A 20,406-nucleotide genomic window follows, 5' to 3' on the forward strand; every position below is an offset into this window, starting at 1 on the left:
CTCCGGACCGATCAGGACGCCGGGCAGCCCGACGCGGTGGGCATCGGCGCCGCGGGGTCGAAGGCCGCCGCCCTGACCTCCTCCGCGACGCCCCCGGCGGTCGAGCGCTCGCCGAACGCGGGGGCGAGCACCCCCCGGTCGAAGGCGGTGCAGTTGATCGAGTACGCGTACCTGTTCCACCCCTGCGCCCAGAGGCCGGTGAAGCCGGTGCTGAAGTGGGCCGCGTCGCGCACCACGTAGTCGGCGTCGACGCGCAGGACGGTGACGAGGTCCATCGGCCCGGTGATCGTCCGGGGGTCGTCCGGGGCGAACGCGTAGGCGAAGGCGTACCTCGTGTGCACCGTCAGCTCACCGAGCGCGCCCGCCGCCACGGTCATGGTCCCGGTGACCTTCGGCGGCACGTCGAGCAGGCGGTGCTCCGGGGACAGGTTGGTGCGCAGCCCGCCGCTGGCCAGCAGGTACTCGCGCCCCTTCGGGGCGAACATCGCCAGGTACCCGTCGAGGCCGCGCCCGTGCGTCACCTCCCCGTCGAGGTGCGCCGCGACCACGGCCCGGTGCACCAGCCCGGTCGCGGCGGACACCTGCTCGGCGGTGAACCCGCCCACCGGGGCCGCCGCGGGCACCACGACCCCCGCCGCCCCGTCCGCCCACCCGGCGGCGGGCGTGCCCGCGAACGGCTGCGCCAGGTCGACCCGCCGCACCTCCACCCGCGTCGTGCTCGTCGGGACCGCCAAGCCCGGCCTGGTCGCTCCCCGGTCGACCGAGTCCAGCAGTAGGCTCCCCGCCACGGCCACCCCGAGCACGGCCGCCCCGGCGACGACCTTGCGCCGGTGCGCGGCCCAGAACGCCGACCGTCGCCGGGGCCGCTTGGGCGGCCGCACCCGGCGGGCGGCCTCCCGCGCCAGCCGGTCCCACTCCGGCCCCCGCAGGTCGGGGTGGTCGAAGATGTCGTCCGCCACAGCAGCCCCCAGGCTCGTCGTCCGCTGAACGCCGAACGATAACCCAGGTGGCGCAACGGTTCTCCCACCGGAATCGGCCACCACGCGGCGGGCCGGTGGGAGAATCGCAGACCGGGTCGGGTGAAGTGGCACGGGCGCGCGTCCACCGGTGCGTCGGGGCTGTGCTGGGATGGTCCGGTGACCGACATCGCCACCGCCCGCACGCTGCTGTTCGTCCCCGGCACCCGGCCCGAGCGCTTCGCCAAGGCCGCCGCCTCAGGTGCCGACGCCGTGGTGCTCGACCTGGAGGACGCGGTCGCCGCCGAGGACAAGGCCGCCGCCAGGGCCGAGGTGGTGGCGTGGCTGGACCGGGGCAACGCGGCCGTGGTGCGGGTCAACGCGGCGGGGACGCCCTGGCACGAGGACGACGTCCGCGCCGTGGCCGGGCGGGCCTCGGCGGTCATGGTGGCCAAGGCCGAGCGGCCCGACGACCTGGCCGCCATCCCCGGGCCGGTGGTCCCGCTGGTCGAGACGGCCACCGGCGTGCTCGACGCGCGGGCGCTGTGCGCGGTCCCCGGGGTGGTGCGGGTCGCGCTGGGGCACATCGACCTCGCCGCCGAACTGGGCGTCGCCCCGGATTCGCGGGAGGCGCTGCTGCTGAGCCGGTCGGCGCTGGTGGTCGCGTCGGCCGCGTCGGGGCGGGCGGGGCCGGTCGACGGGGTCACCACCGCCTTCGGGGACCACGACGCGCTGCGCTCGGACTTGGCGCACGCCCTGGGGCTCGGCTTCACCGGCAAGCTGTGCATCCACCCCGGCCAGGTCGCGCCAGCGCACGCGGCGATGGCGCCCGGCGCGGACGAGGTGGAGTGGGCGCGCGGGGTGCTGGCGGCGGGGGCGAGCGGGTCCGTCGCCGTCTACAACGGACAGATGGTCGACCGGCCGGTCCTGCTCCGCGCCAACGGCATCCTGCGGCGCGCGGGAGGCTGACCGGGGCGCCCGCTGGTACGGTGGCGGTGAAGACCGAGCACGGGGAGTGATCCACCGATGGTGGCCGAGGACGACGTTTCCGGGTAGACCGGCCGTCTGACCAGCGGTGTCCGCACAGCGGCACCGCTACCGGTCGTGCGCTCCTTTCCTCCCACCCTCCCCGGACGGCTGCTGCCGCCCGGCTTCGCGCATGAGGACTTCCGCGTGTCTTCCATCATCTGTTCCGCCCTGTCCTTCTCCTGGTCCGACGGCACCCCCGTCTTCGCGGACCTGAGCTTCACCGCAGGCCCCGGCCGGACCGGCCTGGTCGCGCCGAACGGCGCGGGCAAGAGCACCCTGCTCAAGCTGATCGCGGGGGAGCACACCCCGACCGAGGGGTCGGTGACCGTCGACGGGGTGCTCGGCTACCTGCCGCAGACCCTGCCCCTGACCGGGGAACCCACCGTGGCCGAGGTGCTGGGGATCGCCCCGGTCGTGCGGGCCTTGGCCGCCATCGAGGCCGGGGACACCGACGAGGAGCACTTCGCCGTGGTCGGCACCGACTGGGACGTCGAGGACCGGGCCCGGGTGCAGCTCGACCGGCTCGGCCTGGCCGGGGTCGCCCTCGACCGGCGGCTGGACACCCTCAGCGGCGGCCAGGTCGTCACCCTCGGGCTGGCCGCGCAACTGCTCGCCGACCCCGACGTGCTGGTGCTCGACGAGCCGACCAACAACCTCGACCGCGACGGCCGGGCCCGGCTCGACGCCGTCGTGCGCGAGTGGAAGGGGTGCCTGCTGCTGGTCAGCCACGACCGGGCGCTGCTCGACCGGATGGACCGCGTCGCCGAGCTGGACCAGGGGCGGGTGCAGGTCCACGGCGGGAACTTCACCTCGTGGGAAGCCGCCCGGCAGGCCTCCCGCGAGGTGGCGGAGAAGAACATCCGCAACGCCGAGCAGCAGCTCAAGCGGGAGAAGCGGGAGATGCAGCAGGCCAGGGAACGGGCCGCGCGCCGGTCGGGCAACGCCGCCCGGACCAACACCGACATCCCCCGCATCATCCAGGGTGGCCTGAAGCGGCGCGCCCAGGAGTCCGCGGCCAAGGCCGACGACACCCACGGCAACCGGGTCGACGCGGCGCGCGCCCGGCTGGACGCGGCGGAGCGGTCGCTGCGCGAGGACGAGGCGATGGCCCTGTCGCTGCCCGACACGGAGGTCCCCGCAGGTCGCACCGTCTTCCACGGCGAGCGCCTGCGGGTCCGCGACCTGTTCGGCGACGGCCTCGACCTGGTCGTCCGCGGTCCCGAGCGGATCGCGCTGCTGGGGGCGAACGGCGTGGGCAAGTCGACCCTGCTGCGGGTCGTCTCGGGCGCGCTCACCCCGGACGCGGGGCTGCTGACCCGGGCCGAGGGGCGGGTGGCGTACCTGTCGCAGCGCCTCGACCTGCTCGACCCCGCGCTGAGCACGGCGGAGAGCCTGCGGGCGGTCACCCCGGGGATGCCGGAACCGGACCGGATGAACCTGCTGGCCAGGTTCCTCTTCCGCGGCCCCCGGGCCCACCTCCCGGTGGGCGCGCTGTCCGGCGGCGAGCGGCTGCGGGCGACCCTGGTGTGCGTGCTGTGCGCCGAACCGGCACCGCACCTGCTGCTGCTCGACGAACCCACCAACAACCTCGACCTGCTCGGCGTCGAACAGCTCACGGCCGCGCTCAACGCCTACCGGGGCGCGTTCGTGCTGGTCAGCCACGACGAACGGTTCCTGGCCGACGTCGGCGTGGACCGCGGTCTGCGCCTGGCCGAGGGCGGGCTCACCGAGGTGGACGTGCCCTGAACCGGCGCGTGCCCTCGCGGGAGCACCCCGCGAGGGCACGCGCCGAGCACTTCACCGGCCTCCCGCGACGGTCAGGAGGTCCAGACGTCGGGGGTGGGTGACCCCGGGCAACGCGGAGAGCTGTCGGAGACGCAGGCATGGGCGCGATCGGGGACGTCGGTTCCGGCCGCCGACCCGACCAGCACCCCGGCAGCGAAGGCCACCACCGCGAATCGCACTGCGACGCCGAACGAACACATGATCGTGGAACGCATCACGCACCTCTTCCCGGAAGGAGCTGTCCGCCCTAACCCTGCGCCCGGCGGCCCGGCGGCGGCAACGGGTTCCCCGTTCACCGGCACGCGGACCACGGGCAACGCGGGGCCGTCCCGTTCCCACCTCCGGCTTGGTCCGGATGGGCGCGGCAGGCGATGGTCGCCTCCACTGGTCGCAGGACACCGGGCCGGGTTCACGGGAACGCGGGCACCGCCTCGCGCTGCCGCCGCTTCTCCGCCTTGACCTCTTCCGGCTCCACGTACGGGCCGGGCTTGGGCCGCGGGGCTCCGCCGGGGAACGCCAGCCGCAGGATCGTGCGCTGCACCGAACCCCACTGCTTGCGCAGCGGCCCGGTGTTGTACGGCAGCCCGTACCGCGTACACCAGGTAGTCCTTGACGACCTGGCGGCGGGCTTTCACCCCGATCGCCTTGATCTCGTCCCACACCTGCTTCTTGGGCTTGCGACCGGTGCGGATCTTCTCGAAGTCCAGGTCGTGCACCGCAACGCCCCACTCGAAGAAGGCGGTCAGCAGCAGGTTGTAGAACGGTTGCAGCAGGTAGGCGGGCTTCCACGGCTGTCGCGCGTCGATCCGCATGATCTCGTAACCGACGTCGTTGTCCTTGCCGATGACGTCGGTGTAGGTGTGGTGCACGTAGTTGTGCGAGTGCTTCCACGCCGCCGCCGGGGAGGCGGTGTCCCAGTCCCAGGTGGACGAGTGGATGGTGGGGTCGTTCATCCAGTCCCACTGGCCGTGCATGACGTTGTGGCCGATCTCCATGTTCTCCAGGACCTTGGCGACCCCGAGCCCGGCCGTCCCCAGCACCCAGGCCGGTTTGTACCGGGAGAACAGCAGCACCGCGCGGGACAGCAGCGCCAACCGCCGGTGGAAGGTGATCATGTTGCGGATGTAGCGGGCGTCCACCTCGCCGAGGTCGCCGAACACCTCGTCGTGCAGCGCGTCGAACTCGCGGGCGATGCCCGACAGTTGCTCCTCGCCCAACGCGTACAGGGGGTTCGCCGGGTCGTACGGGGTCGCCGGTCGTGCGGGCATCCCGTCTCCTCTCCGCTCGGTCCTACAGGTCGATTTCGACGTCGCCCTCGGGGGCGCTGATGCAGGTGCGCACCATCTGACCGTCGGCGGTCTCCACCGCCCCGGTGCGCAGGTCGCGTACGGCGCCGTCACGCAGCCTGCCGACGCAGGTGCGGCAGATGCCCATCCGGCAGCCGAAGGGCAGCTTCACGCCCGCCCGCTCGCCACCGACCAGGATGGACACCCCCGTCCCGCACGCGGCCTCGGCGTCGGACACCCGGAACCGCACCCGGCCGCCCGCCCCGTCCCCACCGCCGATCCCGATGACCGGCTGGAACCGCTCCACGTGCAACCGCTCAGCCAGCCCCTCGGCGTCGAACCGCGCCACCACGGCGTCGATCATCGCCCGGGGCCCGGACAGGAACGCCTGCCGCTCCCGCCAGTCCGGGCAGTGCCGGTCGAGGTCGTCGGGGGAGGACCGGGGCACCTCGGCGGTGTGCACCTCGACCAGCCGGTAACCCGGCGCCCGCTCGGCGGTGCGGCGCAACATGGTCCCGAAGATCATGTCGTCCTCGGTCCGGGCGCTGTGCACGTGCACCACGTCGTCGAGGGCGTCCCGCCGCTGCAACTCCCGCACCATGCTCATGATCGGGGTCACCCCACTGCCCGCCGACAGGAACAACACCTTGCCCGGCAACGGCTCCGGCAGCGTGAACTCACCCTCCACCTCCGCCGCACCACCGTGCCGGTGGTCTCGCGGGCGGACCAGCGTGGCCGCAGCAGGGCGAAGTAGTCGTCGGGCAACAGCGGGGAGGTCAGCACCCGCCCCAACCTGTCAGCCGACTGCCAGCCCGTCCTTCGAGCCGAGTCGGCCGGATGGTGCTCGGTGGAAGAAGATCTCGATGGCTCGTCGGATGCGGTTGGGCAGGTGGGACGAAGACGCGTCCCCTGCGGAATCGTTCGACCCGGTCGCGCCTGGAGTGCTCATGCGGTCGCGGCCTGGAGGGCGGGGCCGAGGAGGAGTCCGCCGTCGATGACGTACTCCGACCCCGTCATGAACGACGCGTCCGATGACGTGAGGAACAGGAGCAGCCGGGTGACGTCGACCGGTTCTCCGAGTCGGGGGATGGCGAACGGCTCGGGTGAGTAGAAATCGGCGATCGCCGCGGTGGCACCCGCTGCTGGTTCGTGGATGAAGGAGGTCGCGATCACGCCGGGGTGGATGGTGTTGACCCGGATGTGGTCCCGGCCGAGTTCGAGCGCTGCCGTTCGCGTGAGGCCTCGCACGGCCCACTTGCCTGCGACGTACGGCGCGTAGTGGGCCGTGCCGCCCAGGCCCATGGTCGAGGCGATGTTGACGATGGTTCCCCCTGCCGCGCGGCGCAGAGCGGGGGCGGCGGCCTTGATGCCGAGGAAGGTCCCGGTGAGGTTGACGTCGAGGATGCGCGACCACGTGGCCTGATCCGTGTTTTCGATCGTCGCGGGCGGGTTCTGCACGCCCGCGTTGTTGACGAGCACGTTCAGGGCGCCGAAGGCGCTCTCGGCGGCCAGCACAGCGGCGGACCACGAGCTCTCCTCGGTGACGTCGAGGTGGGTGAAGCGAGCGCGGGTCCCGAGCTCATCGGCGAGAGCGGCGCCGCGTTCGGCGTCGATGCCACCGATCACCACGTTCGCCCCCTCCGCGTGGAAGGCGCGCACGTGGCTCGACCCCTGGCCACCGGCCCCACCGGTCACGAGCACGGTCTGGTTGTCGAAGCGGTGCATCAGGTGTTCCTCCGGTGTGCGGGTGAATGACCGGGGTCATCGGTGATGAACGGCGGTCGATGGTGAGCCAGTCGACTCACCATCCCCGACACTAGGTCGAGGGCAGAGGCGAGTCAAGCCACTCACCTCGTATGCTCGCCTCATGAGCAGGGTCGTGACGACGTACCACCAGCGCATCGCCCAGGAGAAGCGCGCGCTGATCCTGGCGGCCGCGACCGCGCTGTTCCTGGAGCTGGGCTACGACCGGACGTCGCTGGCGCGGATCGCAGAGCGCTCGGGCGTTTCGCGCGCCACCTTGTTCAAGCAGTTCCCGACCAAGGCCGCCCTGTTCGACGCCATGGTCACCGAGTCCTGGTCAACCGCTGACGAAGAAGACCCCCCGCAGGCAGGCGACATCGTCAACGGGCTCAGCACCATCGGTCGCCGCTACGCCGAGCTGTTGAGCCACCCCCGGATGACCGACCTGTTCCGAATCGTCATCGCCGAGCTGCCGCGATTCCCCGAACTCGCCAATGCGCAGTTCTCGCACGGGAAGCTGCCCTACTTCGAGTCCGTGCGCGGCTACCTGCTGGCCGAGCACGAGGCGGGAACGGTGCGGGTTGAGGACGTGGACCTCGCGGCCACCCAATTCCTGGGCATGATCGCCAACTACGTCTTCTGGCCGACACTCCTGGTGCCGGGCTGGGAGGTGAGCGCCGAACGCGCCGCCCAGGTGGTCGACGAGGCCGTCCGCACCACCACCGCCCGATACGCCACGACCGGACCAGGGGCGTCCACCGACGACTGAGCCTCGTCGAAGGTCTGTGAAGAGCCACGAATGAGAAGTGTGCGACTCCACCGGGTGTGTTCGTGAGTGTCCAGGGGAAATCGGCCCACCCGCACCCGGTGACCGCGTGTGGGTTTCGTGTCAGCTCAAGTTGAGGGGTGGCTGTAGGGCGCTGCCTGCCGGCGGCCACTGGGCGTTCAACTCACGCAGCAGAGCCCGGGCCTCACCGAGGCAGAGGTCACTCAGCCGCGCCAAGGCCCGCGCAGCCTTGAACCGGATGTGCAGCGGACAGTCCGGATCGTGCGCGACCTCCCGCGCGACGACGGCTGCGGTCTCCCGGAAGTCCCGGTTATACGTGATCATGGCCAAGGCGGCGCGCAGCCGGACACCGGGTGAGAGCGCGTGGTCGCGGGCCATCCCACGCAACCCCAGCGCGGCCTCGGCGGCCTGGAACCGCCCGATCGCCTCCCAGGCCTGGATGCGTGCGGGCGATTGGGCGGTCGTCAGAAGTCCACGGAGGATGGAAAGCATCTCCCAGCGCAAGTCCGGCCGGGAGACGCCCAACTGGAACGCGGCACTCGAACGCACTGAGGGTGGCATCCCGTCATCGTGGACGAGTGCGGACAAGACGGCCGCCCCCAGCTCACGCCCTCGTTCACCGAACGCCACCAGGTCACGAGCAACCCGCCACCGCAGGGTGGGCCGAGTGCTCGCGTCGGTGGCAATGGCGTCGAGCACCCGCGTTCCCACCTCCCGATCTTCCACCGCGTAGTCCGCCAACCGACCCGCCGCCACCCACCGGGCGGCGACGATTTCCCGGTGATCGTCCCTGATCCGACGGACTGGATCGAGCCCATCGCGGATGCGCAGCGCCCAGAGCGCGTTCACCTTGCCCGTCGCCGGAAGTCGACTGTCGGCCGCCATCTCCTGGATGAATCCCGCCAGGTCATCCGACAGCCCGCGGACCAGGTCGAGGAGCAAACCCACTGCCCGAATCCGGGAACCCCAGACCTCGTTCTCATCGGCGAAGGCGACCCGCGCTTCTGCGACGAACGCCTCGCGCATCCCGGAATCCAGCTTCGCCAGCTCTCGACGTGCTCGGTACTCCACCCTCGGATCGGCGAGCAGCGACTCCAGGCGAGTCACGGCTTCGGCGGTGTTGGCCGGAGACACCTCGGCCAGCGCCACGGCGGCCTCGACGCGGTGCCCAGGTGAGGTCTCCTCCGCGTCGAAGGCCTCCCGCAGGACGGCTTCCGCCTCATCGGCGAGGTCCGCGCGCTCCCACCTGCTCTGACCGGCGACTCGTTCGGCCGGGGTCGCACACCGGTCCGCGAGCAGCCGCCGCTCGGTGGCTTCTCGATCAGCGGCGCTCAGCCAGTCCAGCAGGGAGCGGAGGGTGGAAGGCCCGACGCTGGGATCACGAGCCAGGTTGGCGGCCAACTGCTCGACCTCGGGGGAACGGGCGCGCTTCGAGATCAACCAGTTGAAGGCGGTGTGGCGGTCGGTGACCGGTCCCTCCGCACACCATGAACGCATGGACCGGAGGATCACGTCGGTCAGGGTCGGGTCCAAAAGGGCAATTTTTTGGCCTGCTTCGCAGCGGTCACGGATCGGCTGTGATCGGTCGTCGAACACGGCTCGATGGAAGGCCAAGCTGCTGTTCACTTCTTCGTCGACAGCCATCGCCAAATCGGATGACGCATCGGTCCGACACGAGAAGTCCAAGTGGCTGTCGTTGGCCTGCGACCGCAATTCGGCCACGGCCATCCGCTTCGAGCCCTTGTCCACTCGCGTGAGGAGTGCTGCCGCAATTTCTCGTTCAACCTGCACGGTGTCGCGGTTCCGTACCAGCTTGCGGAGTGGGTCGATCAAGAGGGTGAGCGACGCCAGTGATTCGGTCAGCAGCAACTCCCGCTGCCACCTGCTTGTTTCGCCCTCCACCATCAGGTCTACGACCTTTGGAACGCAATCAGGGTCCAATTTGGCCAAGGTCCGGCCGATCTGCCATCGGGGGGCCGAAGTCCACTCGCTGGAAAACCGAGTTCGCAGCATTTTCACCGCATCGGAGAGCAACGACCGATCCACGTGATCGATGGCCCGGGCAACGTCACATAGCATCAACTCGCTCAAGTTTGGCTGTTCGAGCTTGTTTCGCAAAGCGCGGAGCAGGAGGCTGCGCGCAGCCACGCCATACTCGTGGAAATCGGCCACAAGACTCTCGATGACCCCAGGGGGAGCCGTAGGGTCGTTCATCAGTGCGACAGCGCCGCCAAGGGCTGTGTGGCGAAATTGCCTCCCGAAGTGTCCCAGACTGAGCACCGCGCCGAGCCGGATCGCGCCTGTCAGTCGTGAATCCAAGGCAATGGTTTGGATCTCATTTTCGGAGAATAGTCCAACATCGCTATCTGAAAAAATGCGAAAGTAGTCTCGGTGGGTTTCCCGGGATGGAATGCCCAACACTTTGCAGAGATTTCTCATTGCTTCTGCGACGGGCTTTCCGTTTTCACGATCCAAATCTCGTGTTAGGCGTAGAACGTCCATCTTTATACTCAGATCAGCAGAAGACTCTCCAGTCGCTCGGATGTGCTCCAGAATTTCCGAGTGGAATCCTGGTCCAAGCGGGATCAGTTCTTGGGCTGCCCATATCTGAGAATCGGGGTTCGCCATCGGATCTGAGAGCGCGGCACGAAGCGCAGCGACCGCAGGTGTCTTGTAAGGTTCGCCCAGATTTGCGAGTCGACCAAGGGCGCCCATCTGATTGAAGATGAACGCAGTGGGGTCGGTGGCCACGCGGGTCAGTACCCTCGCGGCCTCGGCTCGGTGCTCCGGACCCAGGTCGGCCAGCCAACGAGCTGCCCAGTAGCGGTCATCCGCGTCGGCGGACCGATCGTCCAATACCGACCGCAGCAACTCCAACCCCAGTTGTGGGAGGCCGTGGTCCACCAGGGTCGACCCCAGTGATCCGCGCTGGGAGGGGGTGAGTATTGGATTTTCCGCCAAACCGCTCAGGAGACGCGTGGCGATGGGGCGGTGCTGGGAACCCAACTGGCCGAGCAGTCTTCCCGCGTACGCCCGTGCCGGAAGTCGCAGCCGGGAATCCTGGGCAAGCCGGGCGAGCGCGGCTGCCGCTTCGCTCACGTGGCCGCCGCCCAGGGACGCCATACCGAAAACGGCGGCCCGCAGCAGCGCGGTCGACGGTGCCGACCTGGACAGGACGTCCCGGAAGGCCCCGGCGCAACGGGGATGGTGGTCAACGCTGATCTCGGCCAGGCCGGTGGCCGCCGCCATGGTGTCCGCATCGGCGGACCACGGGTCGTTCATCACCTTCATCAGGCACTCGATCGCGTAGGTGCGCTCCCGGCCTTCGAAGGTCGCCAAGAGGACCGCTGCCGTCCGGCATTGCTTTCCCGAGAGGAACTCCTCCGCGAGAATCGACCGCAGAGCAACCTCCACCAGTCGGCGTTCCGCGCTGCCGCAGTCGGACAGCGCTTCTGCGGCTGCGAGCCGGTGGGAGAGGTTGATCGACGCGTCCTCGACGACCGTGCGCAGCAAGCTGGTCGCGGCCTCGCACCCCCTGCTGCCGCGCAGGCGGGTGGCCAGTGCCGCCGCAGCCTCGACCCGGGATGCCCAGGGCGCGGACTCGTTGTGCGTAAGCGCGATGAGCCAGTCGGCGAGGCCGGGGTGGTGAGCGGCGCGGCTTGCCTGGGAGAGGATGCCCTCGCTTTGGTAGTGCGTGGTCAGCGCCCATTTGCCCACTGTCTCCAGGAAGGCATCGACCACGTCCTCGCTGGCCGGGACGTGCGTTGCGAGCAGGCGGGCTGCCAGGAGGTTGTGGGTGCCGTCGCCGTGGTGGAGCCAGGTGATCAGTGTGTCGGCCTGGGCAGGGTGTAGACGGGTGTAGTGCAGGAGGACAGCACGGGAGTGCTTGCCGCCTTCCTGCGGGTGGGCGCCGTGCAGCAGGTGGGCGAAAGCGGGGTCCTCCGCGTCGAACTCCTCGGGGAGGAGGCGGGCCTTCGCGGTGGCGGCCAGGTGTTCGGCGAAGCTGTGGTGCAGGAAGCGGAGGTCGTCGCCACGGCGGGTGAGGGGGCCGACGGCGGCGAGGTAGGTGATCAGCTCCTCGTGCCACTCCCCGGTCAGGCCGGTGAGGTGTTGCTCTGCCCAGTCCTGGGCGGCGGCGATGAGCGAGGTGTCGGTTTCCAGCCGGATGCGTCCGAGGTGTTCGAGCAGCGGGTCGTACGCCGCCGTGAATGGTCCTTCGGGCTCCGGGTGGGCTGAGCGCAGGAACTTGAGGTATGCCTCGTAGAGCTGGTACCGGTTGTCCGGGAGTGGGCGGTCGCTGTTCTGCTCGAACACGATTGCCGCGATCGTGGCCAGCAGCGGTACCCGGACCAGTTCGTCGAGGTGGGCGGCCCGCAGTTGGCGCAGCAGGCGCCCTGCGCGTTCCTCGTCGCCGAACCAGTTCTCGGCGAAGTGGCGGAGGGCCGCCTCGTCGAACGGTTGCAGTTCGTAGCGGCCCGCGCCCGCGCGTTGCAGGGGGGCGAGGGTGGCGCCGTCGATCGGGCGGGTTGTCAGCACCACCCGGTAGGGAGATCCCACGTCCGCGCCCCAGGTGGCGAGCACGGTGACGAGCCGGTCCCGTTCGGTGCCGTCGGCGACCTCGTCGAGGCCGTCGACCAGCAGCAGCCAGCGGCAACCCGCCACCCGGTCGCGGAGCAGCCGGGCGTCGAACGAGGTGTCCAGCAGGGCGCCGTACTCGGCGCGCGCCGTTTCGGCCAGTGCCTCGGGGAAGGGGGAGCCCAGCCTGGTCGCCAGTTCGCGGGCGGTGAGCCGCAGCGGTACGACCGGCTCGGTCAGTGGCTCGTCCGACTCAGCGGGGTGGTTGCGCCACCTGGTGGTGAGCGTGGCGGCCAGGCGCAGCGACAGCGTCGACTTCCCCTGGCCGGGGCCGCCGGTGACGATCACGTGGTCGGCGGTGTCGAGGGCTTCGCGCACCGTTCTCGTCGGCGGGCGCACGACCACCCTGGCGACGGGGGCGCGGTGCGTCTCGACGACCTGGCCGCGCTCGTCCAGGATCGGTTCGGGCTGCGGTTGGTCGACCGGTTCCTCGATGCCGGTGCCGAGGTCCTGCCGCACGTACACCTCGGCCAGCGACGGGCGCCGTGCGCCGCGCAGGCGGTACGGGAAGTCCTGCGCCTCCGGTGCTTGCGCGCGGAGCAGCGAGCGGATGCCGGCCGGTGGTTCCGGTAGGTCGGCCCAGTTCTCCACTGCTCCGGCCATCTCGGGCGGCGGCGGAGCGGCCTCGCGCGCGTGCAGGTGCACGTCGCCGTGGATTGTGCCTGCTTGCAAGGAGTTTCCGTGGATGACGCCGTCCACGCGGTTGGTCAGTCGCTCCTCGTCGCGCACCCGTACCCCCTCCGGTGGGCGCCCATGGTCGCACGGCGGAGCGCTCGGGCACCGACGATCGGCTCTGGTCGCGCCGCGCCTGCTGTCAGACCGTGAGCCGGGGTGGGTTGGGGCCGTAGGCGTTGGCCCTGGCCGCGCGGGCGCGCACCCCGGGGATCGCGGTGACGACCCGCAGGAAGCGCGGCGGGGTGATCGGCTTGCCGCGGTCGCGGGCCCGGGCGGTGCGCTGCTCGATGCGGACCTGTTGGGCCTGCACCTGCCGGATCGCCGGTTCGCGGTCGGCCTGGATGGTTGCCAGCACGGTTTCGTCGAGGGTGCCCGAGGTCAGGGCGGGGACGAGCCGGTTCGCGGCGGCCACGGCGTCCTGCACGGCCATCAGGATGCCGTTGCCGCCCACCGGGGAGATGACGTGCGCGGCGTCGCCGAGGAGGAGCAGGCCGGGGCGGTGCCAGCGGTCGACCCGGCTGATGTCGACCGAGAGCAGGGTGGTCTGGGCGAAGTCGGTCAGCGCCGGGACGCGGTCGGCCAGCCAGGGGATCTGCCGGGCGACCGAGGCGCGGATCGGTTCCAGGCCCGCCGCCCGGGTGGCCTGGTAGCCGCCCTTGGGGAGGCTGTAGCCGACCTGCCAGGTGTCGGTGCCGCCGAGCAGGCCGAGGTAGTGGTCGCGGCCGAAGTACAGGTCGACGTCGGCGTCCGGGGGGTCGGTGGGGAGCCGGGGCAGGCGGAACCACAGCAGGTCCGTGGTGGCGCCGAGGTTCGCGGCGGGGAGGTCGGCGAGCTTGCGGACCGCGGAGAACCGGCCGTCGGTGGCGACCACGAGCCGGGCCTCGACCTCGCCGCCCCGGTGTCGGACGCCGGTCACCGCGCCCGCGTCGTCGCGGAGGAGGTCGGTGACGCGGGTGTGCATCCGGAGGTCGAACGCGGGCAGTTCGGCGGCCCGCTCGGCCAGGAAGGTGAGGAACCGCGACTGCGGCATCAGCGCCACGTACGGGAACCGGCTGCGCACCTTCGCGTAGTCGGCCACGGTCAGCGGGCCGTGCGGGGTGTGGAACCGGAACGAGCGGGCCGGGTGGTGCGCGAGGGCCAGCAGGTCGTCGGCGAGGCCGAGCTGGTCGAACAGCTCCAGCGTGTACGGGTGCAGCGAGTCGCCGCGGAACTCGCGGGCGAAGTCGCCGTGCGATTCCAGGACGGTCGTCCGCACGCCCGCCCGCGCCAGCAGGTACCCCAGCACCATGCCGCCGGGGCCACCGCCGACGACCACCACCGGTCGCGTGTTGTCCATGCCCCCATCCTGGCCACCCGCCGCCCACCCCGCCGGGTGGGCGCCGACGTGACGTTGATCCCCGTAACGGGTTGCCGCACCCCACCGATCTGCGCCTTGTGACAGACGACTGGCTCCGCACGGGCGGTCCCGAGGAGACGTTCCGGGTCGCGCCGGTCGAACGGGACGTGGCGAGCCTGCGGCGGGCCAGGGCCGAGTCGCTGCGGGCGGCCAACCTCGACACCTGGAACCGGGGGCGGGACCGGCTCGTCGAGGCGATCCGCGACACCCGGGCCATGCTCAGGGCCGCGGGCTCACCGGGCCTGGGCACGGTCGTGCGCTTCTCGCTGCTGGTCCGCAACTGGCGCGGCTGGGTCCTGTCGGAGGGCTTCTACCTGCTCGCCAACGGTGACATGGCCGCCCAGCCCGGCGACGAGGCGTTCCGCCACCGCTTCCGCCACCGCCCGGAGGACTACGCCAGGCGGGTGCTGACCACGACCTGGACCGAGTACCGCCACGGCGACGACCGCACCGGCGTCCCGCACGACCGGCTGGACGAGACCAGCCCGGCCGAGTTCGAGAAGTGGGTGGCCGACCGGGTCCGCGGCACCGCCCGCCCCCTCGCCGTCCTCCTCGTCCGCCACGGCCTCCGCGACGACGACCTGCTGTAGCCCCGTCAGCGCAGGTGGGGGTCGACCCTGGCGATGGTGTCGCGCAGGGCGGTGATGTGCTCGGTGAGGGCGCGGCGGCCGGTGCGGGTGAGGGAGATCCAGGTGGTGCGGCGGCCCGCGTGGACCCCCTTCCTGCTGCGCACGTAGTCGATCCCGGCCAGCGCCGAAACCTGCTTGGACAGCACGGAGTCGCTGACGCGCAGTTCGTCGCGGAGGGCGGCGAACTCGAGTTCGGTGACGGCGGCGAGCAGGCTGAGCAGCTTGAAGCGGAGCAGGGATTGCAGGTTGGGGTCGAACTCGGCCATCAGGCCGCCATCAGGAGCAGGACGACACCGGCGGCGGCGAGGGTGGCGAAGGCGAGTAGCTGCCACCGCGACTGGGCGCGGGAGTGCGCCGCCGGGTCGCCGCGGTAGGCGCTGAACCACCGCCGTCCGCCCAGCGCGTAGCCGATCCCGCCCGCGGCGGAGCAGACGGCGGTGAGCCACCACAGGTCGAGGTGGCCCGCCCAGACGGCACCCGCCAGGGCCGCGGTGTAGGACAGGGACGCGGTGGTGGCCGTGCCGAGCACGGCCCGGTGGGCGAGCCCGGCGATCCACACCCCGTTGAGGTTGCGGAACCGGGTGAGCTGGGCGACCGCCACCGCGCAGAAGACGAGCAGGCCCGCGGCCAGGACCAGGTGCGACCAGGTGGTGCCGACCGCGAGGCCGACCGCGGTGGTGGCGAGCCGCGTGGCGACGGCCACGGCGATCGACCCGAAGAACAGCCCCGGGAGGCGGAGTCGGGCCGCCAAGCCCTCCTGCGACCGCCGCGCGTCGCCGAGCGCGGTCGCGGCCTCGTCCGGCTGCGGGGTCCACGAACTTTCCATGTCGGAAAGTGTAGGCCGTGCTTTCCGTATCGGCAAGTACGGTGGATATGGCGGTGGACCTCCTCCGCGCCGGGCGGGAAGGTCCACTGTGGAGAAAGGGCTCGACGCCCGACCCGGGTGGTGGGTCGGGCGTCGAGTTTCCGCGTTCGCCGGGAAACGGAGTGAACCCGGCTACCGCAGTCCGGAGCTGTCAGCGACAGCCGGGTGGGGTTGCTCAGCGCGCTGGGCGCCGGGTCCGTCGACCGGGATCAGGAGGTCGGCATCAGAACGGTGTCGATCAGGTAGACCGTGGCGTTCGCGGTCTTGACGCCGCCGCAGATCACGTTGGCGTCGTTGACCTTCAGCGAGTCGCCCGAGCCGGTCACGGTGACCTTGCCCTTCTCGACGCTGGTCTGCTCGCCTGCGATCTTGTCCGGGGAGATCTGGCCGGGGATCACGTGGTAGGTCAGGATCTTGGTCAGCAGGGCGTCATCGGTCTTGAGCGTCTCGATGGTGGCCGGGTCGATCTTGGCGAACGCCGAGTCGACCGGCGCGAAGACGGTGAACTCGGCGCTGTTCAGCGTCGAGACCAGGTCGACCTTCGGGTTCAGCTTGCCGGAGACGGCGGAGACCAGGGTCGTCAGCAGCGGGTTGTTGCTCGCCGCGGTGGCGACCGGGTCGGCGGCCATGCCGGAGACCGAGCCCGCGCCGGAGGGGACCTGCTTGGCGTAGTCGGCACAGCCCGGGCCCACCAGGTTGCTGGCGGGGTCTGCGGCAGCGCTGGCGGAGGTGGTGGTGGCGGCCGGGGCCTGCGTGGTGGTGGTCGCCGAGGAACCGGTGTCCGAGCTGCCGCAGGCCGAGGCCAGCAGGGCGGTGATCGCCAGGCCGCTGACCGTGGTGCCGACGCGAATGCTGCGCTTCATCTGTACATACTCCGTTGCTTGAGGAAGGGCACCGCTGGGGCGGGAGGTCCCGTCCAGCAGATCCTCGGTGTGTCCGAGGGGGAGAACACTGGTGATTCGGCCCCGGGTCGGGGGTGGATGGGTCGGATGGGAGACGAGATCATTCCGTTACCAAATGTGTTCGCCTGGTCACCCACTCCGGTTTTCACCCTGCGCGGGGAAATGGCGCTGTGTAGGCTCGCGCGCCTTCGGCTGCCGGGAGGGACAATTCTTGCGTCCATACAGGAATTGCCCGGGCGTTTGCGCCCGCTGCCCGGTCTCAAACCGGTGTGGTGTGTGACGTTGGCCGTCGGCGGTCCGACGGTTGCGGCGCGTGGGGGCGGGTATTCGCAGTCCGACGACCCGAACTTTGTGAGAGGACCGGTGTCATGGGAGCCGTTGCGCACTACATCGAGGTGGAAGCGCCCGCACAGGCGTGCTACGACTGGTGGCGGTCGCTGACCAAGCTGCCGCAGATCATGTCCGACGTGCGCGAGGTGAAGTCGAAGGACGGGGCCGACCACCGTACCGTGTGGACGGTCGACGGGCCGCTGGGCAAGACGCTGACCTGGGAAGCCGACATCGTCGACGACGAGGCGCCGCACAAGATCGCCTGGGCGACGGTCGAGGGCTCCGACCCGGACGTGAAGAACTCCGGCGTCGTGCGCTTCGACGACAAGGGCAACAGCCGCACCGGGGTGGAGATCAGCCTGGAGTACGAGCCCCCGGCGGGCAAGCTGGGCGAGGCCGTCGCGTCCCTGTTCGCCGACCCGCAGAAGAAGGTCGAACGCGCGGCCGCCGAGTTCAAGGCGGTCATCGAGCGGCGCTGACGTGGACGCCGCCGAGCAGTTCCGCGCGTGGGTCGACGAGGGCCACGCGGACCTGCCGCTGCCCGGTGGCGGTGGCACCGCCGAGCGGTGGGCCGGGTTGACCGCGTTCGGCGCGGTCGACCTGGCCGCCGCCCGGCTCGCCGAGGGGCACGCCGACGCGGCGGCCATCCTCGCCGAGTTGACCGGTGAGCAGGCCGCGCCGGGGGAGTACTGGGGGGTCTGGGCGGCCGCGCCCCGCTCGCTCACCGCCGACCACGACCACAACGGTTGGCGCGTCAGCGGCGACCGGCCGTGGTGCTCCGGCGCGCACACGCTCACCGACGCCCTGGTCACCGCGCAGACGCCCGGTGGCCAGGCGCTCTTCCACGTCCGCACCGCCGACGCCGCGCCGCTGCCCGGCACCTGGGCGGCGACCGGCATGGCGGCCAGCGACAGCGGCACCGTCCGCTTCGCCGCCACCCCGGCCCGCCCGGTCGGCGACCCCGGCGCCTACCTCGACCGACCCGGCTTCTGGCACGGCGGCATCGGTGTCGCCGCGGTGTGGCTCGGCGGCGCCCGCGGGGTGGCCCGACCGCTGTTCGACCGGGCCGACCACGACCCGCACCAGCTCGCCCACCTCGGCGCGGTCGACGAACTGCTCAGCACCGGGGACGCCGTCCTCGCCGACGCGGCCCGCGCGGTCGACGCCGCGCCCAAGGCCGACGCGGAGCGGCTGGCGCTGCGGGTCCGCGCCGCGGTCGAGCGGGTGGCCACCGGCGTGCTCGACCACGTCGGCCGGGCCACCGGCGCCGGACCGCTCTGCGCCGACGCCGCGCACGGCCGCCGCGTCGCCGACCTCACCGTCTACCTCCGGCAGAGCCACGCCGAACGCGACCTCGCCCGCCTCGGAGAACTGGGAACCCGACCGTGATCGAAATCGAGGGCACGGGGACCGACGAGAGCACTTGGCGGGCGTGGCCCGTGCTGGGTGCCCTGCCCCCGCTGCCGAACCCGGAGAGCCCGGTCGTGGTGGTCGCCCCGCACCCGGACGACGAGGTCCTGGGGGTCGGTGGCCTGCTCCGGCTCGCCCGCGGAGTGCGCCTCATCGCGGTCACCGACGGCGAGGCGTCGCACCCGACCACCACCGTTTACACCAAGCCCGAACTCGCCGCCGTCCGCCGCCAGGAAACCGCCGCCGCCCTGGCCGCCCTCGGCGTCGCCGCGCGGGTCGACCGGATCGGGATGCCCGACGGGAACATCGACGAGGACGCGCTCGTGCCGCTGATCGCCCGGGTGCTGCGCCCCGGCGCCCGCTGCCTGGCCACCTGGCGCGGCGACGGGCACCCCGACCACGAGGCCGTCGGCCGGGCCGCGGCCCGCGCGTGCGCCCGCACCGGGGCCCGGCTGCTGGAGTACCCGGTGTGGACGTGGCACTGGTCCACCCCGGGGGACGAGCGCGTGCCCTGGTCCTCCGCGCTGCGGGTGGACCTGCCGCCGGAGGTGGCCGCGGCCAAGCGGGCGGCGGTCGCGGAGTTCGCCAGCCAGGTGAACCCGCTCGGCCCCGACCCGGCGATCCTGCCGCCACCGGTGCTGCGCAGGCTCACCCGCGACTTCGAAGTGGTGTTCGGGTGAGCCTCGGACCCGACTACTTCACCGCCCAGTACGCGGCCGACCCGGACCCGTGGGGGTTCCGCTCCCGCTGGTACGAGCAGCGCAAGTACGCGCTCACCCTGGCCGCGCTGACCCGCCCGCGCTACCGGTCGGCGTTCGAACCCGGCTGCTCGGTCGGCGTGCTGACCGCCGCCCTGGCCCGGCGCTGCGACCGGGTGCTGGCCTGGGACCTCGATCCCACCGCCCGCGCCCAGGCCGCCGCGGGCACCCCGGACAACGTCGTGGTCGACGCCGGTCAGGTGCCCGGCGACTGGCCGCCGGGCGAGCACGACCTGGTGGTGCTGTCCGAGGTCGGCTACTACCTCGACGCGACTGACCTGCGGCGCCTGGTCGACCTCGCCGTCGGCTCGCTGGCCAGGGACGGGGAGCTGGTCCTCGTGCACTGGCGCCACCCGGTCGCCGACTACCCGGCCGACGGCGACACCGTGCACCGGGCCTTCCTGGCCGATTCCCCGCTGCACCGGCAGGTCGGGCACCTCGAACCCGACTTCCGCCTCGACGTGCTGACCCGGCAGCCGGGATCGGTCGCCACCCGGGAGGGCCTGTGCTGACCGGGATCGAGGTCGTGGTCCCCGCCCACGACGAGCGCGAGCACCTGCCGGACTGCCTGGCCGCCCTCGCCGACGCCGCCGCCCGCGCGCCGCTGCCGGTCCACGTCACCGTCGTCGCCGACTCCTGCCGCGACGACACCGCCGCCGTGGCCGAGGCCGCGGGCGCCACGGTCGTGACCGTCTCGGCCCGCAACGTCGGCGCCGCCAGGGCGGCGGGCTTCGCCACGGTCGCCCGCCCCGGCCGCTGGCTCGCCACCACCGACGCCGACACCCGGGTCCCCCGCACCTGGTTCACCGACCAGCTCGCCCAGCGCGCGGACGTGGTGGCGGGCGAGGTGGACGTCCTGGACTGGACGGCCTGGCCCGCCTGGTTGCCGCACCTCCACCGCGCCAGGTACTCCCGCGAGCGCGGCCACGTCCACGGCGCCAACCTGGCCTTCACCGCCGAGGCCTACCTCGCCGTCGGCGGCTTCCCCGCGCTGCCGGTGCACGAGGACGTCCGCCTCGTCGAGCACCTGCGCGCAGCCGGGTTCCGCGTCGTGCACCCCGGCACCGCCCCGGTGGTCACCAGCGCCCGCCGCACGTCCCGCTGCACCGGTGGCTTCGCCACCCACCTGACCGACCTCGCCGAGGCCCGCGACCGGCTGACGGGCACCGGCTGACCGGGTGCTGGGCCGAACACCGCCGATGTCCCGGCGGGCGGAATGG

Annotated in this window: 18 protein-coding genes; 9 read left to right on the top strand and 9 right to left on the bottom strand. The window is 71.8% G+C overall.

The annotated features are described in order from the left end of the window. Positions 1 to 11: 11 nt before the first annotated feature. Positions 12 to 959, bottom strand: a complete 948-nt coding sequence (locus tag DFQ13_RS00945; RefSeq protein ID WP_110078442.1) for a hypothetical protein — start codon at positions 957 to 959, stop codon at positions 12 to 14. A gap of 177 nt (positions 960 to 1,136) precedes the next feature. Here DFQ13_RS00945 and DFQ13_RS00950 point away from each other — a divergent pair, with 177 nt between their 5' ends. Next, complete coding sequence (locus DFQ13_RS00950; RefSeq protein ID WP_110078784.1) at positions 1,137 to 1,925, top strand: HpcH/HpaI aldolase/citrate lyase family protein; 789 nt, start codon at positions 1,137 to 1,139, stop codon at positions 1,923 to 1,925. Positions 1,926 to 2,129: 204 nt separating this feature from the next. After that, the gene (locus tag DFQ13_RS00955; RefSeq protein ID WP_110078443.1) at positions 2,130 to 3,731 is read left to right on the top strand and encodes an ABC-F family ATP-binding cassette domain-containing protein; all 1,602 of its coding nucleotides are present in this window, start codon (positions 2,130 to 2,132) and stop codon (positions 3,729 to 3,731) included. A gap of 71 nt (positions 3,732 to 3,802) precedes the next feature. Here DFQ13_RS00955 and DFQ13_RS34310 read toward each other — a convergent pair whose 3' ends face one another. From DFQ13_RS34310 to DFQ13_RS00975, 3 genes are all read right to left on the bottom strand, one after another. Further along, a complete protein-coding gene (locus DFQ13_RS34310) occupies positions 3,803 to 5,038 on the bottom strand; it encodes a fatty acid desaturase family protein (protein WP_219994200.1) in 1,236 nt (411 codons plus the stop codon). Between the two features lie 22 nt (positions 5,039 to 5,060). Next, the gene (locus tag DFQ13_RS00965; RefSeq protein WP_219994202.1) at positions 5,061 to 5,744 is read right to left on the bottom strand and encodes a flavin reductase family protein; all 684 of its coding nucleotides are present in this window, start codon (positions 5,742 to 5,744) and stop codon (positions 5,061 to 5,063) included. A 257-nt stretch (positions 5,745 to 6,001) separates the two neighbouring features. Then, complete coding sequence (locus tag DFQ13_RS00975; RefSeq protein ID WP_110078444.1) at positions 6,002 to 6,781, bottom strand: SDR family oxidoreductase; 780 nt, start codon at positions 6,779 to 6,781, stop codon at positions 6,002 to 6,004. Between the two features lie 142 nt (positions 6,782 to 6,923). On the opposite strand from DFQ13_RS00975, the gene DFQ13_RS00980 reads away from it, so the two are divergent. Continuing rightward, the gene (locus DFQ13_RS00980; RefSeq protein ID WP_110078445.1) at positions 6,924 to 7,568 is read left to right on the top strand and encodes a TetR/AcrR family transcriptional regulator; all 645 of its coding nucleotides are present in this window, start codon (positions 6,924 to 6,926) and stop codon (positions 7,566 to 7,568) included. Between the two features lie 120 nt (positions 7,569 to 7,688). On the opposite strand, the gene DFQ13_RS00985 is transcribed toward DFQ13_RS00980, so the two are convergent. Beyond that, positions 7,689 to 12,950 (bottom strand): NACHT domain-containing protein, encoded by a 5,262-nt coding sequence (locus DFQ13_RS00985; RefSeq protein WP_110078446.1) that lies wholly within the window; start codon positions 12,948 to 12,950, stop codon positions 7,689 to 7,691. 85 nt (positions 12,951 to 13,035) lie between these two features. Beyond that, positions 13,036 to 14,232, bottom strand: coding sequence for an FAD-dependent oxidoreductase (locus DFQ13_RS00990; protein ID WP_110078447.1), 1,197 nt, complete (start codon positions 14,230 to 14,232; stop codon positions 13,036 to 13,038). A 98-nt stretch (positions 14,233 to 14,330) separates the two neighbouring features. On the opposite strand from DFQ13_RS00990, the gene DFQ13_RS00995 reads away from it, so the two are divergent. Further along, the gene (locus DFQ13_RS00995; RefSeq protein ID WP_110078448.1) at positions 14,331 to 14,882 is read left to right on the top strand and encodes a hypothetical protein; all 552 of its coding nucleotides are present in this window, start codon (positions 14,331 to 14,333) and stop codon (positions 14,880 to 14,882) included. Positions 14,883 to 14,887: 5 nt separating this feature from the next. On the opposite strand, the gene DFQ13_RS01000 is transcribed toward DFQ13_RS00995, so the two are convergent. From DFQ13_RS01000 to DFQ13_RS01010, 3 genes are all read right to left on the bottom strand, one after another. Then, complete coding sequence (locus DFQ13_RS01000) at positions 14,888 to 15,187, bottom strand: transcriptional regulator (protein ID WP_035289203.1); 300 nt, start codon at positions 15,185 to 15,187, stop codon at positions 14,888 to 14,890. Then, a complete protein-coding gene (locus DFQ13_RS01005; RefSeq protein WP_110078449.1) occupies positions 15,187 to 15,747 on the bottom strand; it encodes a hypothetical protein in 561 nt (186 codons plus the stop codon). The genes DFQ13_RS01000 and DFQ13_RS01005 overlap by 1 nt, the downstream gene beginning before the upstream one ends. A gap of 248 nt (positions 15,748 to 15,995) precedes the next feature. After that, the gene (locus DFQ13_RS01010; RefSeq protein ID WP_110078450.1) at positions 15,996 to 16,649 is read right to left on the bottom strand and encodes a fasciclin domain-containing protein; all 654 of its coding nucleotides are present in this window, start codon (positions 16,647 to 16,649) and stop codon (positions 15,996 to 15,998) included. A 407-nt stretch (positions 16,650 to 17,056) separates the two neighbouring features. Between DFQ13_RS01010 and DFQ13_RS01015 the strand changes: the two genes are divergently transcribed. The 5 genes from DFQ13_RS01015 to DFQ13_RS01035 are packed head-to-tail and all read left to right on the top strand — an operon-like array spanning position 17,057 to position 20,360. Then, positions 17,057 to 17,497 carry an SRPBCC family protein gene (locus DFQ13_RS01015; protein WP_035289198.1) on the top strand — a complete coding sequence of 147 codons (441 nt, stop codon included), beginning with the start codon at positions 17,057 to 17,059 and terminating at the stop codon, positions 17,495 to 17,497. A gap of 1 nt (position 17,498) precedes the next feature. Beyond that, positions 17,499 to 18,407 carry an acyl-CoA dehydrogenase gene (locus tag DFQ13_RS01020; RefSeq protein ID WP_110078451.1) on the top strand — a complete coding sequence of 303 codons (909 nt, stop codon included), beginning with the start codon at positions 17,499 to 17,501 and terminating at the stop codon, positions 18,405 to 18,407. After that, complete coding sequence (locus tag DFQ13_RS01025; protein WP_110078452.1) at positions 18,404 to 19,108, top strand: PIG-L deacetylase family protein; 705 nt, start codon at positions 18,404 to 18,406, stop codon at positions 19,106 to 19,108. The genes DFQ13_RS01020 and DFQ13_RS01025 overlap by 4 nt, the downstream gene beginning before the upstream one ends. After that, the gene (locus tag DFQ13_RS01030; RefSeq protein ID WP_110078453.1) at positions 19,105 to 19,698 is read left to right on the top strand and encodes an SAM-dependent methyltransferase; all 594 of its coding nucleotides are present in this window, start codon (positions 19,105 to 19,107) and stop codon (positions 19,696 to 19,698) included. Before DFQ13_RS01025 ends, DFQ13_RS01030 begins: the two co-directional genes overlap by 4 nt. Beyond that, the gene (locus tag DFQ13_RS01035) at positions 19,692 to 20,360 is read left to right on the top strand and encodes a glycosyltransferase (protein WP_219994204.1); all 669 of its coding nucleotides are present in this window, start codon (positions 19,692 to 19,694) and stop codon (positions 20,358 to 20,360) included. Before DFQ13_RS01030 ends, DFQ13_RS01035 begins: the two co-directional genes overlap by 7 nt. The last annotated feature ends 46 nt before the right edge of the window (positions 20,361 to 20,406 follow it).

Origin of the sequence: Actinokineospora spheciospongiae (assembly GCF_003182415.1) — a bacterium.
Lineage (GTDB): Bacteria > Actinomycetota > Actinomycetes > Mycobacteriales > Pseudonocardiaceae > Actinokineospora > Actinokineospora spheciospongiae.